This window comes from Bacillus cereus group sp. MYBK5-2, from assembly GCF_051915685.1.
GTDB classification, from domain to species: domain Bacteria; phylum Bacillota; class Bacilli; order Bacillales; family Bacillaceae_G; genus Bacillus_A; species Bacillus_A cereus.
In genome coordinates, this window is sequence record NZ_JBQAFE010000005.1 from 349,643 (window position 1) to 364,760 (window position 15,118).

The following is a 15,118-nucleotide window of genomic DNA, read 5'->3' on the forward strand; positions in this document are numbered from 1 at the left end:
AAAAAGTGAGTAAGAGCAAGGATTTTATCGTTGTAAAAGGTGCTAGAGCACATAACTTAAAAAATATTGATGTAACCATTCCGAGAAATCAGCTTGTTGTTGTAACGGGATTGTCTGGTTCGGGGAAATCATCATTAGCATTTGATACGATTTATGCAGAAGGGCAGCGCAGATACGTAGAATCGTTATCTGCGTATGCGCGCCAGTTTTTAGGACAAATGGATAAGCCGGATGTGGACACGATTGAAGGATTATCACCAGCAATTTCAATCGATCAAAAAACGACGAGTCGTAACCCACGTTCAACTGTTGGAACGGTAACGGAGATTTATGATTACTTACGTTTATTATTTGCACGAATTGGTACGCCAATTTGTCCGAATCATGGCATTGAAATTACGTCACAAACAGTAGAACAGATGGTAGACCGCGTTCTTGAATATCCTGAACGTACGAAATTACAAGTGTTAGCGCCTATCGTTTCTGGGCGTAAAGGTGCGCATGTAAAAGTACTTGAAGATATTAAGAAGCAAGGTTATGTTCGTGTTCGCGTTGACGGTGAAATGCTTGATGTATCTGAAGATATTGCGTTAGATAAAAACAAGAAGCATTCCATTGAAGTTGTAATTGACCGTATTGTTGTAAAAGAAGGAATCGCAAGCCGTCTTGCTGATTCACTTGAAAGTGCATTAAAGCTTGGCGGGGGACGAGTGTTAATCGATGTTATGGGAGAAGAGGAACTTCTTTTTAGTGAACATCACGCTTGTCCGCATTGTGGTTTTTCAATTGGAGAATTAGAGCCGCGTATGTTCTCATTCAATAGTCCGTTCGGAGCATGTCCTTCTTGTGATGGACTTGGTTCAAAGCTAGAGGTAGATTTAGAGCTTGTTATCCCGAACTGGGATTTATCATTAAATGAACATGCGATTGCACCTTGGGAACCGACAAGTTCACAATACTATCCACAACTTTTACAATCTGTATGTAATCACTACGGCGTTGATATGGATATGCCTGTGAAAGATATACCGAAAGATTTATTTGATAAAGTGTTGTACGGAAGCGGAGAAGAGAAAGTTTATTTCCGCTATGTAAATGAATTTGGTCAAGTAAAGGAAAATGAGATTTTATTTGAAGGTGTTATTCCAAACATTGAACGTCGTTATCGTGAAACGAGTTCTGATTACATTCGTGAGCAAATGGAAAAGTATATGGCAGAACAAGCTTGTCCAAAGTGTAAAGGTGGACGCTTAAAGCCTGAGAGTTTAGCTGTATTTGTTGGCAATAAAACGATTGCTGACGTAACGAAGTATTCAGTTCAAGAAGTACAAGAATTCTTCTCGAATGTAGAGCTAACGGAGAAGCAACAAAAAATAGCTCATTTAATTTTAAGAGAAATTCAGGAGCGCGTTGGGTTCTTAGTGAACGTTGGTTTAGATTATTTAACGTTAAGCCGTGCCGCAGGAACTTTATCAGGTGGTGAGGCGCAGCGTATTCGTTTAGCGACGCAAATTGGTTCTCGTCTAACTGGCGTACTTTATATTCTTGATGAGCCTTCAATTGGTTTACACCAGCGTGATAACGATCGTCTTATTCGTACATTGCAAGAAATGCGTGATTTAGGCAATACGTTAATTGTTGTTGAACATGATGAAGATACGATGATGGCTGCTGACTATTTACTTGATATAGGGCCTGGTGCAGGTATTCATGGTGGACAGGTCGTTTCAGCGGGGACGCCGGCTGAAGTTATGCAAGATGAGAATTCATTAACAGGGAAGTATTTAAGTGGTAAAGAGTTTATTCCAGTTCCACTTGAAAGACGTAAAGGTGATGGACGTAAAGTAGAGATTGTCGGCGCAAAAGAGAATAACTTAAAGAATGCGAAAATGTCATTCCCACTCGGTACGTTTGTAGCGGTAACAGGGGTATCTGGTTCTGGTAAAAGTACGATGATTAATGAAGTACTATATAAATCGTTAGCTCAAAAGTTATATAAAGCGAAAGCGAAGCCAGGTACTCATAAAGAGATTAAAGGTCTTGAACATTTAGATAAGGTAATTGATATTGATCAATCACCAATTGGTCGTACACCACGTTCTAATCCAGCGACGTACACAGGTGTATTCGATGATATTCGTGATGTGTTTGCACAAACGAATGAAGCAAAAGTGCGCGGATATCAAAAAGGACGTTTCAGCTTTAACGTAAAAGGTGGCCGTTGTGAAGCGTGCCGTGGTGATGGAATTATTAAAATCGAAATGCATTTCCTACCAGATGTGTATGTTCCGTGTGAAGTTTGTCACGGTAAACGATATAATCGTGAAACGTTAGAAGTGAAATATAAAGATAAGAATATTTCTGAAGTGTTAGGGATGACAATTGAAGATGGAGTAGAATTCTTCGCCAATATTCCTAAAATTAAGCGTAAACTTCAAACGCTTGTAGATGTTGGGCTTGGTTATATGAAATTAGGTCAACCAGCAACAACATTATCTGGTGGGGAAGCACAGCGTGTGAAATTAGCTTCTGAATTACACCGTCGTTCTACAGGTCGTACGTTATACATTTTAGATGAGCCAACGACTGGTTTGCATGCGCATGATATTGCACGTCTTCTAGAAGTGCTGCAACGTCTTGTTGAGAGCGGTGAGACGGTACTTGTAATTGAACATAATTTAGATGTAATTAAAACAGCTGATTATATCGTTGACCTTGGACCAGAGGGCGGAGATAAAGGTGGACAAATCGTTGCTTCCGGAACGCCAGAGCAAGTAGTGAAAGAAGAGCGCTCATACACAGGTAAGTATTTAAAAGAGATTTTAAATCGTGATAAAGCAAGAATGAAAGAGAAAATAAAAGAAGTAGAGTTATCGCAATAAGTTTATTGATGAAAACCGAGTGGAAATGACGCTCGGTTTTTATTGTATAGGGGGAGAAGATGGAGTTTTTAGAGGTGTTAAGGAAGAAACATATGAAGGTAAGAGAGTTTCAAAGTTGGGGTGTATATTTTCGCAAGCGCTGGGAGGATCACTTTGCAAATCATTTAAGTGATAAAGAAAAAGAAGATATTTTTCTTTATGGAGATAAGTATGCATGTGGTTATCTATGGCACATATTTAGTTATGAGAAAAAGAAGTGTTTAGAGGGTAAAGAAGCGGAAAACGCATTTCATAATGAAGTGAAAAAGGATTGCTACATTTTCTATCAACATTGTGAAGATGTACTGCTAATAAAAGATGCGAGTTTATTACATATGGATGATATATTACGGGAGACGGACGATATGTATAAAGGCGATATCTATATTGTAGATAAAGATTTCACTTGGACTTTTGTAAAAACACATGAGCATAGATGGTGTGGTCCTTATTTTGCGAGGAAGTGTTAGTAGGTATACAAGCATGAAAGATAGAATAAGTTGATATAAGTGTTCGTATCATACTTGCGTTTATTATCTATTAGCGTATGATGAAATATATATGTTAAAAGGATGTGTAAAGAAATGAGATGGATTGTATCACTTCTTGTAAATAGCGTTGTGTTAATCGCTGTATCGGGACTTTTAAAAGGGATTGCACCTGACGCGTTTTACGTAGCAAATATACAAACTGCAATTATTGCTAGTATTATATTGGCGGTTTTAAATGTGTTCGTAAAGCCGTTTTTAATTTTAATTACGCTACCAATTACTGTTGTAACTTTCGGCTTCTTCTTAATTGTTATTAATGCGATTACGTTAAAAATAGCAGATTCATTATTAGGAGATGCTTTTAATATATCAGGATTTGGTGTAGCGATTGTTGCGGCAATTTGTATTTCAATTTTTAATATGATAATTGAAAAGGCAATTGTTGAACCTCTATATGAAAAAAAGAGAAAGTGACAAAAAGAAAAACATTTCATTATTCGTATGAAATGTTTTTTTCTATTTATTAGAAACCGTATTTCTTGTTTCCAGAAAAAAATGGTACAATATCCGATAGAATGGAATTTTACATCAAACGAGACTGAACCCGCAGCGGAGTGGAGGTTTATACATATGCCGAAAGTAAGGACAAAAGATTTAATTGAACAATTTCAATTGGAGTTAATCAGTGGTGAAGAAGGCATTCATCGTCCGATTGATACAAGTGATTTATCACGACCTGGAATTGAAATGGCAGGATTTTTTACATATTATCCAGCAGATCGTGTGCAGCTTCTTGGAAAGACGGAGCTTACGTTCTTTGACACGTTAACGTCAGAGCAAAAACAAGAGAGAATGAAAGCGCTTTGTACTGAGGAGACGCCATGTATTATTGTAACTCGTAATCAAGATGTACCAGATGAGTTATTACAAGCATCACGTGAATCAGGTATGCCTTTATTACGTTCTTCTCAAACGACAACTAGATTATCAAGTCGTTTAACAAACTATTTAGAAGGTAAGTTAGCACCAACAACTGCTGTTCATGGTGTGTTAGTAGATATTTACGGTGTTGGTGTTTTAATTACAGGTCAAAGTGGTGTTGGTAAAAGTGAGACAGCTCTTGAGCTTGTAAAGCGTGGTCACCGCCTTGTTGCGGATGATAGTGTAGAAATTCGTCAAGAAGATGAAGACATGTTAGTCGGAAGTTCACCAGATTTAATTGAGCATTTATTAGAAATTCGTGGTCTAGGTATTATTAACGTTATGACGTTATTCGGTGCAGGGGCAGTGCGAAATTATAAGCGTATTACACTTGTTATTAATCTTGAAATTTGGGATCAAAAGAAAAATTACGATCGCTTAGGTCTTGATGAAGAGAAGATGAAGATTATTGATACAGAACTTACGAAGATTACACTTCCAGTTCGTCCTGGTCGAAACTTGGCTGTTATTATTGAAGTAGCAGCGATGAACTTCCGTTTAAAACGTATGGGAGTCAATGCAGCACAGCAGTTCTCTGAACGATTAATGAGTGCAATTGAGTTAGGAAATCAGGAGTAAACTTTGGAGAGGGAGGTCATATACATATGCTGTTAGCTTCTGTACCACAGCTTGACCGTGTAGCTATCCAACTTGGGCCGTTTCCTGTGTATTGGTATGGGATTATTATCGGTACAGGTGTGCTATTAGGTCTTTGGCTGGCAACTCGCGAGGGAGAAAGACTAGGTATTCCAAAAGATACATTTGTTGACCTTGTATTAATTGCAGTGCCGATCGCTATTCTTTTTGCGAGAATGTACTATGTTATTTTTGAATGGGAATATTACGCACAAAATCCGAGTCAAATTATTAATATTCGTCAAGGTGGTTTGGCGATTCATGGTGGTTTGATCGGGGCTGTTATTACCGGTGTTCTTTTTGCGAAGCGACGCGGGGTTTCTTTCTGGAAGTTGGCAGATATTGCTGCACCAAGTATTTTACTAGGACAAGCAATTGGCCGATGGGGAAACTTTATGAACCAAGAGGCGCATGGTGATGAAGTAACGAGACAGTTTTTAGAAGGTCTTCATTTACCAGATTTCATTATTAATCAAATGTATATTGAGGGTGTGTACTATCATCCGACGTTTTTATATGAATCATTATGGAATTTTGCAGGCGTAATTTTACTACTTTCATTAAGAAAAGTGAATTTACGTCGCGGGGAGTTATTCTTCACATATTTAATTTGGTATTCAGTAGGACGCTTCTTCGTAGAAGGCTTACGTACAGATAGTTTAATGCTAGGACCACTTCGTATCGCACAAGTAATGTCAATTGGACTTGTTGTTATTTCTATTATTTTCATTATTGTGAGACGAAAAATGGGGCAAGCTGATAAAAGATATTTAGAAAATTAGAGACAAGTAGCATCTTATTATAAGATGCTGCTTCTTTCATATTCAGGAAGGCGAAAGGACTAAGGCGATGAGAATAAATACAGTGTTATTTGATTTAGATGGAACTTTAATTAATACAAACGAACTTATTATTTCTTCTTTTTTACATACTTTACATACATATTATCCAAATCAATATAAGCGTGAAGATGTGTTGCCATTTATCGGTCCATCTTTGCATGATACTTTCAGTAAGATTGATGAAAATAAGGTTGAAGAGATGATTACAAGCTATCGCAAATTTAACCATGATCATCATGATGAATTAGTAGAAGAATATGAAACTGTATATGAAACAGTTCGAGAGTTGAAGAAGCAAGGTTATAAAGTGGGTATTGTTACAACGAAAGCGAGACAAACCGTTGAGATGGGATTACAGTTGTCAAAGCTTGATGAATTTTTTGATGTTGTCGTGACAATTGATGATGTAGAGCATGTGAAACCACATCCAGAGCCACTTCAAAAAGCGCTTGAATTATTAGATGCAAAACCAGAAGAAGCATTGATGGTTGGGGATAATCATCATGATATTGTCGGTGGTCAAAATGCGGGGACGAAAACAGCTGCGGTTTCATGGACGTTGAAAGGTAGAGCTTATTTAGAAGCTTACAAGCCAGACTTTATGCTAGATAAAATGAGTGATTTGCTACCGATTTTGTCTAATATGAACCGTTCATAAAGGTCCAAGTAAGTTAGTAGAGGAGCGAGCTAATTGCGACGGACAACGCGCTATCCTGTTTCAGGAGAAAATTCATTATGGAATGTGTATAAAACAGTGTCTTTTTGGAAGGTAATGAAAAACTTTATTATTATCCAAATTGCACGTTACACGCCATTTTTATCTGTGAAGAATTGGTTGTACCGCACTTTTTTACGGATGAAAGTAGGAAAGAAAACATCATTTGCGCTTATGGTAATGCCGGATATTATGTTCCCAGAAAAGATAACTGTGGGAGAGAATTCGATTATTGGCTATAACACAACGCTTTTAGCACATGAATATTTAATTCGTGAATATCGACTTGGGGAAATCGTTATTGGAAATGAAGTGATGATTGGAGCGAATGTAACAATATTACCAGGTGTGAAAATTGGAGACGGTGCGACTGTCTCAGCTGGCACACTTGTTCATAGAGATGTACCGAGCGGTGCTTTCGTAGGTGGAAATCCAATGCGTATTATTTATACGAAAGAGCAAATGACCGCCAGAGAAGGTTCATGGTGAAAATGTAACATTTCTCCTCTTTTTTTATGAATAAAAAGGAAATAATTGAGTATAATATACTGTTTTGTTTTTTACGGAATCGTTTATACTTATAGATAGAAGAATGTGTGAACGAAGAAAACAAAAAACTGGAGGATATATGGGGAAAAATCAAAGGATATATAAGGAGAACGGACAAGTTATCTCTTTTAATCAATTAGCGGACTTCTTTTATAAAAAAGGGATGAGAGCTTACAAAGGACAAAAATTGCAAGATGCAATTAAATATTTTCGAAGAGCGGCACAAAGTGAGAAGGAGCCGTTTATTTTATGTCAATTAGCATCAGTATTATCTGAGGCTGGTGAATATCAAGAATCGAATCAAATCTTCTTAAAGTTAGTTAGATCTAATCCAGAACTTGAACAGTGCTATTATTTTATTGCAAATAATTATGCATATATGGGGTTATTTCAACAGGCGAAGAAATATGCAGATCGTTATTTAGAAGTTGCAAAAGAGAAGGAATTCGTAGAAGATACATTAGAACTTCTAGAGATTATGGAAGAAGAAGCAATGGGTGCGGAAGAGATTGAAGATGAAGATGATTTAATTGTTATGCAGGAAGAAGCGAATCGCTATATTCGTAATGGACAATTGGAAGAAGCAATTGCTACATTAGAAATTGTTACGAAAGATTATCCGGAATTTTGGTCAGGTCATAATAATTTAGCCATTGCACATTTTCAATCTGGTAATGTAGACAAAGCACTGAAGTTAACAGAAATGATTTTAGAGAAAAATCCTGGTAATATACATGCGCTTTGTAATACGCTTATTTTTCTATATTCAATTGGAGAGCATAAACAAGTAGAAGCGTTAGCGGGACAGCTAGTTTCGGTATATCCGATTTCATTTGAACATCGTTTGAAACTGGGAACTACACTTGCAACAATTGGTTATTTCGAGCATGCATATAAATGGTTCAAATTATTAAAGCGTCAAGGATATGAGGGAGACGTTAGTTTTTATTATTGGTTTGCATATTCTGCTTATATGGTGAAAGATCACCAACTAGCTGAAAAAATGTGGCAATATGTCGTGGAATTGCATCCTGATAAAAAGGGAAAAGAACCGTGGAATGCGCTGAATTTAGCAGATGAAGGACAAAACGTGTTATTTGAAGAATTACGAAAATCATTTCAGCAAAGTGCGACGCTAGAAGAACAAATGCTAGCTTTATATTTAATGAATGAATTGTCAACGCCGGAGAAGGTGGGATTCTTCTTTGATATAACGCAAGCGAAGAACGGTGTTCCCATCGTATCACAACTTGCAAAGTACTTCTTTTTACTTAATAGTCATAAGAGTATTCCAGCTGATTTACAGCAATTTGAGCAGTGCGCGAGAATCGCGGATGCATTATACAATTATACGAAAAAAGATGATGAATTAATTGAAGAGTGTTTACACTTTTGGTTTTGTACGTTCATACGTTTATATACATCTGGAGACATATTTACAAATGTGTACGGCTGGTCAGCTGCGATTGAATACATTGTACGCGGCGAACAAGGAAATAAAATGACACAGTCGGAGCTTGGAGATGTATATAATGTATCTGTAGCGACTGTCCGAAAGTATGTGCAAGCTGTTAAGCGTACGCACACATAAGATAAGCAAATCATTGGGAAAAAAATGATGCTAACAGTATAATGAGGGTAACTTAATTGTGTAGGAATGGATAGGAGTGAATAGTGTGTCAGAAGAAAAAATTTATGATGTCGTTATTATTGGTGCAGGACCAGCTGGTATGACAGCTGCAGTATATACATCTCGTGCAAATTTAAGCACATTAATGCTTGAGCGTGGTATTCCAGGTGGCCAAATGGCAAACACGGAAGATGTAGAAAACTACCCAGGTTATGAGTCTATTTTAGGACCAGATTTATCAAATAAAATGTTCGAGCATGCGAAGAAATTTGGTGCTGAATATGCATACGGTGATGTGAAAGAAGTCATCGATGGTAAGGAATACAAAACAATTATTGCTGGTAAAAAAGAATATAAAGCACGTGCAATTATCGTTGCAAGCGGTGCAGAGTATAAAAAAATTGGTGTACCGGGTGAAACAGAACTTGGCGGCCGCGGTGTATCATATTGTGCAGTATGTGACGGAGCATTCTTTAAAGGAAAAGAACTTATCGTAATTGGCGGTGGAGATTCTGCTGTTGAAGAGGGTGTGTTCTTAACGCGCTTCGCATCAAAAGTAACGATCGTTCACCGTCGTGACACGCTTCGTGCACAGAAAATTTTACAAGACCGTGCTTTCCAAAACGAAAAAGTAGATTTCATTTGGAACCACACGATAAAACAAATCAACGAAGCAAGTGGTAAAGTAGGAAGTGTAACACTTGTGGACGTAAATAGTGGAGAAGAGAAAGAAGTCAAAACTGACGGCGTATTCGTATACATCGGTATGTTACCTTTATCAAAACCATTTGTTGAACTAGGTATTACAAATGAAAATGGTTACCTTGAAACGAACGAGCGTATGGAAACGAAAATTCCTGGTATTTTCGCAGCTGGTGATGTTCGTGAAAAAATGCTTCGTCAAATTGTAACTGCAACAGGTGACGGTAGTATTGCAGCGCAAAGTGCACAACATTACGTAGAAGAATTATTAGAGGAATTAAAAACTGTATCAGAAAAATAAGGGATAATATACCTTGTGAGAAGAAAGCTACCGACAGGAGCTTTCTTCTTTTTTTGTGTGAAAATGTCAAAGTTTTGTCAAAAAATATAAGGATTATAAGCTTTCTTATTGATATACTGGACTTTACGGAAAAAATCACTATAAGAAATGAGGAATTTATTCAGTATGGAATGGCGTAATATATATCGTGGATTTTGTATGGGCGTTAGTGATTTAATTCCTGGTGTGAGCGGCGGTACAATCGCTGTTGTGTTAGGGATTTATGAACAATTGCTTGCGGCAATTAGTGGATTCTTTAGTCGTGAATGGAAAAAACATTTAGGATTTTTAATTCCACTTGCAGCTGGTGTGGCAGCGGCATTTTTAACGTTAAGTCACGTTATTAAATATTTACTTGCAAATCATTATGAACCGACTCAATTTTTCTTTCTCGGTTTAATTATTAGTATATTACCGATGTTAATGAGGGAAGCTGATGCAAAGTCGTCGTTTAAAGGTAAGCACATCGTTTTATTAATAGTTGCAGCAATTCTTGTTGCGATTACAGCTTTCTTTAAACCAGATAAGGCAGCAGATCCAATTACGACGTTAACAATTTTAAATGCAATTGGTTTATTTTTCGCAGGATGGATGGCTAGTATGGCCATGCTGCTTCCTGGAATTAGTGGATCGTTTATTTTATTAATTATTGGTGTGTATCCAACAGCAATTAACGCTTTAACTACACTTAACTTACCTTTAATCGTGGTTATCGGTGCTGGTGTTATGGTTGGATTTGTTGTAAGTAGTAAAGGCATTAGTTTTTTATTAGATCGTTATAAAAGTATGACATTTGCGGCAATTATTGGACTTGTAATCGGTTCGATTGTAATTGTATTCCCTGGGATTCCGACTGGCGGATTTTTAATTATAAGTTCAATTATTACCTTTGTTTTAGGATTTGCGATTGTTACTTATTTCGGTAAGAAATAAGTACTTTAATCCCCTTGGCGATAAAAAGCGTTAAGGGGATTTTTCATGCTATTCATTAAAAGTCTAAGCATTTACATTGCTTGTTATAGAAAGCTTTTTTAAAATTGCTGAGTAGCATATGCTTAGCGAAAGAGGACTGGCTCCTTCGTTGTAGCAAACTGTTTTTGATAGTATAATGAAAGAAGTATGCAGTGAGGAATTTTACTGCAAGTAGCTGAGGTGAAGAAACATGCAAAGAGTGACAAACTGTGTGTTAATTAGAGATAATGAAGTACTCTTACTCCAAAAACCTCGTCGAAATTGGTGGGTTGCACCAGGCGGGAAAATGGAGCGTGGTGAGACTGTAAGAGATTCCGTTGTTCGCGAGTATCGTGAAGAAACAGGTATTTATTTGAAAAACCCAGCGTTAAAGGGGGTCTTCACCTTTGTCATCCAAGAAGGTGATAAAGTTGTTTCTGAATGGATGATGTTCTCCTTTTTAGCGACAGATTTTGCAGGAGAAAACAAACTAGAGAGCGAAGAAGGCATCATTGGTTGGCATACATTTGATAAAATTGATGATTTAGCAATGGCGCCAGGAGATTATCACATTATTGATTATTTAATTAAAGGAAATGGCATAATCTACGGTACATTTGTATATACCCCAGATTTTGAGTTGCTTTCATATCGATTAGATCCGAGTTAAACCGTCAAGGAGAGGATACAATGACAGAGAATAATGATATAAAAATGGTAATTATTACAGGGATGTCTGGAGCTGGAAAAACAGTAGCTTTACAAAGTTTTGAAGATTTAGGATATTTTTGTGTGGATAATTTACCACCGATGTTATTGCCGAAGTTTATTGAGCTTATGGCGGATTCAAAAGGGAAAATGAATAAAGTGGCACTTGGTATTGATTTACGTGGCCGCGAGTTTTTTGAACATTTATGGGGAGCACTTGATGATTTATCAGAACGTACATGGATTATTCCTCATATTTTATTTTTAGATGCGAAAGATAGTACGCTTGTAACTCGTTATAAAGAAACGAGACGTTCGCATCCACTTGCACCAACTGGTTTGCCGTTAAAGGGAATCGAAGCAGAGCGTAATTTATTAACAGATATGAAGGCACGAGCGAATATTGTGCTTGATACATCGGATTTAAAACCGAAAGAATTACGTGAAAAAATTGTTCACTTGTTCTCAACAGAAACTGAGCAAGCATTTCGTGTAAATGTTATGTCATTTGGATTTAAGTACGGTATTCCAATTGATGCAGATTTAGTATTTGATGTTCGTTTTTTACCAAATCCATATTACATTCCACATATGAAGCCATTAACAGGACTAGATGAAGAAGTTTCTTCGTATGTACTGAAATTTAATGAGACACATAAGTTTTTAGAGAAGTTGACGGATCTGATTACTTTCATGCTGCCTCATTATAAAAGAGAAGGCAAAAGTCAACTTGTAATTGCAATTGGATGTACAGGTGGACAGCATCGTTCTGTTACGCTTACAGAATACCTTGGGAAACATTTGAAACCAGAGTATAGTGTTCATGTATCTCATCGTGATGTGGAGAAGAGAAAGGGCCATTAAGGGATGAAAAAAGAGAGAAAGCCTAAAATTGTCATCATGGGAGGCGGAACTGGACTCTCTGTTTTATTAAGAGGATTAAAGCAATATCCTGTTGATATTACAGCAGTTGTTACAATTGCTGATGATGGTGGCAGTTCGGGTAGATTACGTGATGAGCTAGAAATTCCACCTCCAGGTGACATCCGTAACGTACTTGTTGCGTTATCGGATGTAGAGCCACTGGTGGAAGCTTTATTTCAGCACCGTTTCACAACAGGAGACGGACTGAAAGGTCATGCGTTAGGAAATCTATTGTTGGCAGGTATGACCTCGATTACAGGAGACTTTTTCCATGCAATTACAGAAACAAGTAAAGTATTAAATGTCAGAGGACGTGTATTACCAGCAGCGAATCAAAGTGCGGTACTTCATGCGGAACTTGAAGATGGGGAAATTGTAACAGGTGAATCAAAGATTCCTTATTACGGAAAGAAGATTAATCGTGTCTTTTTAACTCCAGAAGATGTAGAGCCATTGCATGAAACGTTGGCTGAGATTAAACGAGCTGATTTACTTGTTTTCGGTCCTGGAAGTTTGTATACGAGTATATTGCCCAATTTAGTTGTTAACAAAATTGGAGACGCTGTTCTTGCTGCAAAGGCGAAGAAGGTATATGTATGTAACGTTATGACACAAGCGGGTGAAACGATGGGATATACTGCTTTTGATCATGTGCAGGCGTTACACGATCATTTAGGGCAACCATTTATCAATACTGCAATTGTAAATAACCGTGAGATTCCTTGTGAATTACGCAAGTCATATGAGGAAGAAATGTCTACACCAGTTGTAGTGGATGAAGAACGTTTTGTTGAAAATAATATTGATGTTATTCAAGAGGGATTAGCGAAGTATGATGATCATGTTGTAAGGCATGATACGTTAAAGTTAGCGTCCATTTTATATTCATTGTTATAAATATGCGTTGCCTCGTTTGAGGTAGCGCTCCTCATTCATATAGGACAAGAATTTTGTTCCATAATAATCGTATAAGGAGGTGTTGACTGTGTCATTTGCATCAGAAACAAAGAAAGAGTTGACGAATCTTGAGATGAAGGAATGCTGTGAGAAAGCAGAATTATCAGCGTTACTTCGAATGAACGGGTCGCTTTCTTTTTCAAACCGTCGTCTATCTATCGATATTCAAACGGAAAATGCGGCAATTGCAAGAAGGATTTATACGCTTTTGAAAAAAGGATATGACGTGACGGTAGAATTGCTTGTCCGTAAAAAAATGCGCTTGAAGAAAAATAATGTATATATTGTGCGGCTTGTTGAGAAGTCTCGCGAAATATTAGCTGATCTTCATATCGTTCGAGATGACTTTTCATTTATTCGAAATATATCACAAGAATTGATTGAGAAGAAATGTTGTAAACGATCGTACTTACGTGGCGCATTTTTAGCAGGTGGTTCAGTAAATAACCCAGAAACATCATCTTATCATTTAGAAATCTTTTCGTTATATAAGGAACATAATGATGCTATATGTGAACTGATGAACGGATTTGATTTAAATAGTAAGACGTTGGAAAGAAGAAAAGGGTACATTACGTATTTGAAAGAAGCAGAAAAAATTACAGAGTTTTTAAATATTATAGGTGCTCATAATGCACTTTTAAGATTTGAAGATATTCGAATCGTACGTGATATGCGTAATTCTGTAAATCGTTTAGTGAACTGCGAAACAGCTAATTTAAATAAAACAATTGGTGCAGCACTAAGACAGATTGAAAATATTCGTTATATTGATGAGACAGTTGGTCTTGATATTTTGCCGGATAAATTACAAGAGATTGCACAATTACGAAGAGATTATCAAGATGTAACATTGAAAGAGTTAGGTGAGATGGTATCCGGGGGGAAGATTAGTAAGTCGGGTATTAATCATCGTTTGCGTAAAATCGATGAAATCGCAGAGAAATTACGCGCGGGGGAAACGTTAGTAAAAAAATAAGAGGTTAAAGGGGAAATGGAGCTGTGGTTCAAAAACGAGTTCAGGTTTCATTAAAAAACGGTTTACAAGCACGTCCGGCTGCGTTGTTTGTACAAGAGGCAAATCGCTTTCATGCAGATATCTTCATCGAGAAAGATGGAAAGACAGTAAATGCAAAGAGCATAATGGGGATTATGAGCTTAGCAATTGGAACTGGAAGCATGATAACAATTACAACAGAAGGTTCAGATGCAGAAGAGGCTTTAGAAGCATTAGCTGCATATGTACAATAAGAAGCTATCGCGTATATGCGATAGCTTTTTGTTTTTGCGGTTTACTTAAAGGGAGTTTTCGGGATAGGGGGTATGTAGGTGGTTTGTCCTTGTCGTAGATTGTCGGTAAATCGATATGTTGTGTCGAACCGTTGATATATTAAAAAAATCGTTGATATAATTTAAGTTTTGTTCGATATAATTGAAAAATCGTTGATATATTTACGTGAATACCAAGGTGGGTATCCAGACGGAGGTGCATGATAATAAAAAAGCGCCCTGTAATAGGGCGCTTTTTTTATGTATCTAGCTCCAGCGGCTAGAATCTCCGGTCGCTTCGCCCCTTCATTCGAGGCAAAAAGCGCCTCGGAATCAGGGACTCCATCGCCCTGCGATTCTGAACGAGCCGCTTTCGCTTTTAGTTATATCCAGCTCCAGCGGCTAGAATCTCCGGTCGCTTCGCCCCTTCATTCGAGGCAAAAAGCGCCTCGGAATCAGGGACTCCATCGCCCTGCGATTCTGAACGAGCCGCTTTCGCTTT

General features: G+C 37.4%; 15 protein-coding genes. All 15 read left to right on the top strand.

Features of this window, described 5'->3' with window-relative positions; all coding sequences use genetic code 11:
- Positions 1-5: 5 nt before the first annotated feature.
- The 15 genes from uvrA (at position 6) to ACTFP3_RS19640 (ending at position 14,598) form a co-directional block, all read left to right on the top strand.
- Positions 6-2,882 (top strand): excinuclease ABC subunit UvrA, encoded by a 2,877-nt coding sequence (gene uvrA, locus ACTFP3_RS19570; RefSeq protein ID WP_000045561.1) that lies wholly within the window; start codon positions 6-8, stop codon positions 2,880-2,882.
- 59 nt (positions 2,883-2,941) lie between these two features.
- On the top strand, positions 2,942-3,391 hold the full coding sequence (locus ACTFP3_RS19575) for a DUF4275 family protein (protein WP_006918453.1): 450 nt from the start codon (positions 2,942-2,944) through the stop codon (positions 3,389-3,391).
- 114 nt (positions 3,392-3,505) lie between these two features.
- On the top strand, positions 3,506-3,886 hold the full coding sequence (locus ACTFP3_RS19580; protein WP_001267308.1) for a phage holin family protein: 381 nt from the start codon (positions 3,506-3,508) through the stop codon (positions 3,884-3,886).
- A gap of 156 nt (positions 3,887-4,042) precedes the next feature.
- Complete coding sequence (gene hprK, locus ACTFP3_RS19585; protein ID WP_001127250.1) at positions 4,043-4,972, top strand: HPr(Ser) kinase/phosphatase; 930 nt, start codon at positions 4,043-4,045, stop codon at positions 4,970-4,972.
- Positions 4,973-4,998: 26 nt separating this feature from the next.
- Positions 4,999-5,811 carry a prolipoprotein diacylglyceryl transferase gene (lgt, locus tag ACTFP3_RS19590; protein WP_440011022.1) on the top strand — a complete coding sequence of 271 codons (813 nt, stop codon included), beginning with the start codon at positions 4,999-5,001 and terminating at the stop codon, positions 5,809-5,811.
- Positions 5,812-5,878: 67 nt separating this feature from the next.
- Positions 5,879-6,529, top strand: coding sequence for a pyrophosphatase PpaX (ppaX, locus tag ACTFP3_RS19595; RefSeq protein WP_440011023.1), 651 nt, complete (start codon positions 5,879-5,881; stop codon positions 6,527-6,529).
- A gap of 33 nt (positions 6,530-6,562) precedes the next feature.
- Positions 6,563-7,075 (top strand): acyltransferase, encoded by a 513-nt coding sequence (locus tag ACTFP3_RS19600; protein ID WP_001255070.1) that lies wholly within the window; start codon positions 6,563-6,565, stop codon positions 7,073-7,075.
- Positions 7,076-7,214: 139 nt separating this feature from the next.
- Positions 7,215-8,726 (top strand): tetratricopeptide repeat protein, encoded by a 1,512-nt coding sequence (locus tag ACTFP3_RS19605; RefSeq protein WP_440011025.1) that lies wholly within the window; start codon positions 7,215-7,217, stop codon positions 8,724-8,726.
- Positions 8,727-8,811: 85 nt separating this feature from the next.
- On the top strand, positions 8,812-9,768 hold the full coding sequence (trxB, locus tag ACTFP3_RS19610; protein WP_025710203.1) for a thioredoxin-disulfide reductase: 957 nt from the start codon (positions 8,812-8,814) through the stop codon (positions 9,766-9,768).
- 165 nt (positions 9,769-9,933) lie between these two features.
- On the top strand, positions 9,934-10,740 hold the full coding sequence (locus ACTFP3_RS19615; RefSeq protein ID WP_326035795.1) for an undecaprenyl phosphate translocase family protein: 807 nt from the start codon (positions 9,934-9,936) through the stop codon (positions 10,738-10,740).
- Positions 10,741-10,969: 229 nt separating this feature from the next.
- The gene (locus ACTFP3_RS19620) at positions 10,970-11,428 is read left to right on the top strand and encodes an NUDIX hydrolase (RefSeq protein WP_001190080.1); all 459 of its coding nucleotides are present in this window, start codon (positions 10,970-10,972) and stop codon (positions 11,426-11,428) included.
- A 20-nt stretch (positions 11,429-11,448) separates the two neighbouring features.
- Positions 11,449-12,330, top strand: coding sequence for an RNase adapter RapZ (gene rapZ, locus ACTFP3_RS19625; protein ID WP_000138459.1), 882 nt, complete (start codon positions 11,449-11,451; stop codon positions 12,328-12,330).
- Between the two features lie 3 nt (positions 12,331-12,333).
- Positions 12,334-13,287 carry a gluconeogenesis factor YvcK family protein gene (locus ACTFP3_RS19630; RefSeq protein ID WP_000712188.1) on the top strand — a complete coding sequence of 318 codons (954 nt, stop codon included), beginning with the start codon at positions 12,334-12,336 and terminating at the stop codon, positions 13,285-13,287.
- An 88-nt stretch (positions 13,288-13,375) separates the two neighbouring features.
- Positions 13,376-14,326 carry a DNA-binding protein WhiA gene (gene whiA / locus ACTFP3_RS19635; RefSeq protein ID WP_000006558.1) on the top strand — a complete coding sequence of 317 codons (951 nt, stop codon included), beginning with the start codon at positions 13,376-13,378 and terminating at the stop codon, positions 14,324-14,326.
- 23 nt (positions 14,327-14,349) lie between these two features.
- The gene (locus ACTFP3_RS19640) at positions 14,350-14,598 is read left to right on the top strand and encodes an HPr family phosphocarrier protein (RefSeq protein WP_000250307.1); all 249 of its coding nucleotides are present in this window, start codon (positions 14,350-14,352) and stop codon (positions 14,596-14,598) included.
- Positions 14,599-15,118: the final 520 nt, after the last annotated feature.

What these genes read in the sequence shown, in the direction of transcription:
- ACTFP3_RS19575 (WP_006918453.1), top strand. Translation starts at nt 2,942, where the DNA reads ATGGAGTTTTTAGAGGTGTTAAGGAAGAAACATATGAAGGTAAGAGAG.
- ACTFP3_RS19580 (WP_001267308.1), top strand. Translation starts at nt 3,506, where the DNA reads ATGAGATGGATTGTATCACTTCTTGTAAATAGCGTTGTGTTAATCGCT.
- hprK (WP_001127250.1), top strand. Translation starts at nt 4,043, where the DNA reads ATGCCGAAAGTAAGGACAAAAGATTTAATTGAACAATTTCAATTGGAG.
- lgt (WP_440011022.1), top strand. Translation starts at nt 4,999, where the DNA reads ATGCTGTTAGCTTCTGTACCACAGCTTGACCGTGTAGCTATCCAACTT.
- ppaX (WP_440011023.1), top strand. Translation starts at nt 5,879, where the DNA reads ATGAGAATAAATACAGTGTTATTTGATTTAGATGGAACTTTAATTAAT.
- ACTFP3_RS19605 (WP_440011025.1), top strand. Translation starts at nt 7,215, where the DNA reads ATGGGGAAAAATCAAAGGATATATAAGGAGAACGGACAAGTTATCTCT.
- ACTFP3_RS19615 (WP_326035795.1), top strand. Translation starts at nt 9,934, where the DNA reads ATGGAATGGCGTAATATATATCGTGGATTTTGTATGGGCGTTAGTGAT.
- ACTFP3_RS19620 (WP_001190080.1), top strand. Translation starts at nt 10,970, where the DNA reads ATGCAAAGAGTGACAAACTGTGTGTTAATTAGAGATAATGAAGTACTC.
- rapZ (WP_000138459.1), top strand. Translation starts at nt 11,449, where the DNA reads ATGACAGAGAATAATGATATAAAAATGGTAATTATTACAGGGATGTCT.
- ACTFP3_RS19630 (WP_000712188.1), top strand. Translation starts at nt 12,334, where the DNA reads ATGAAAAAAGAGAGAAAGCCTAAAATTGTCATCATGGGAGGCGGAACT.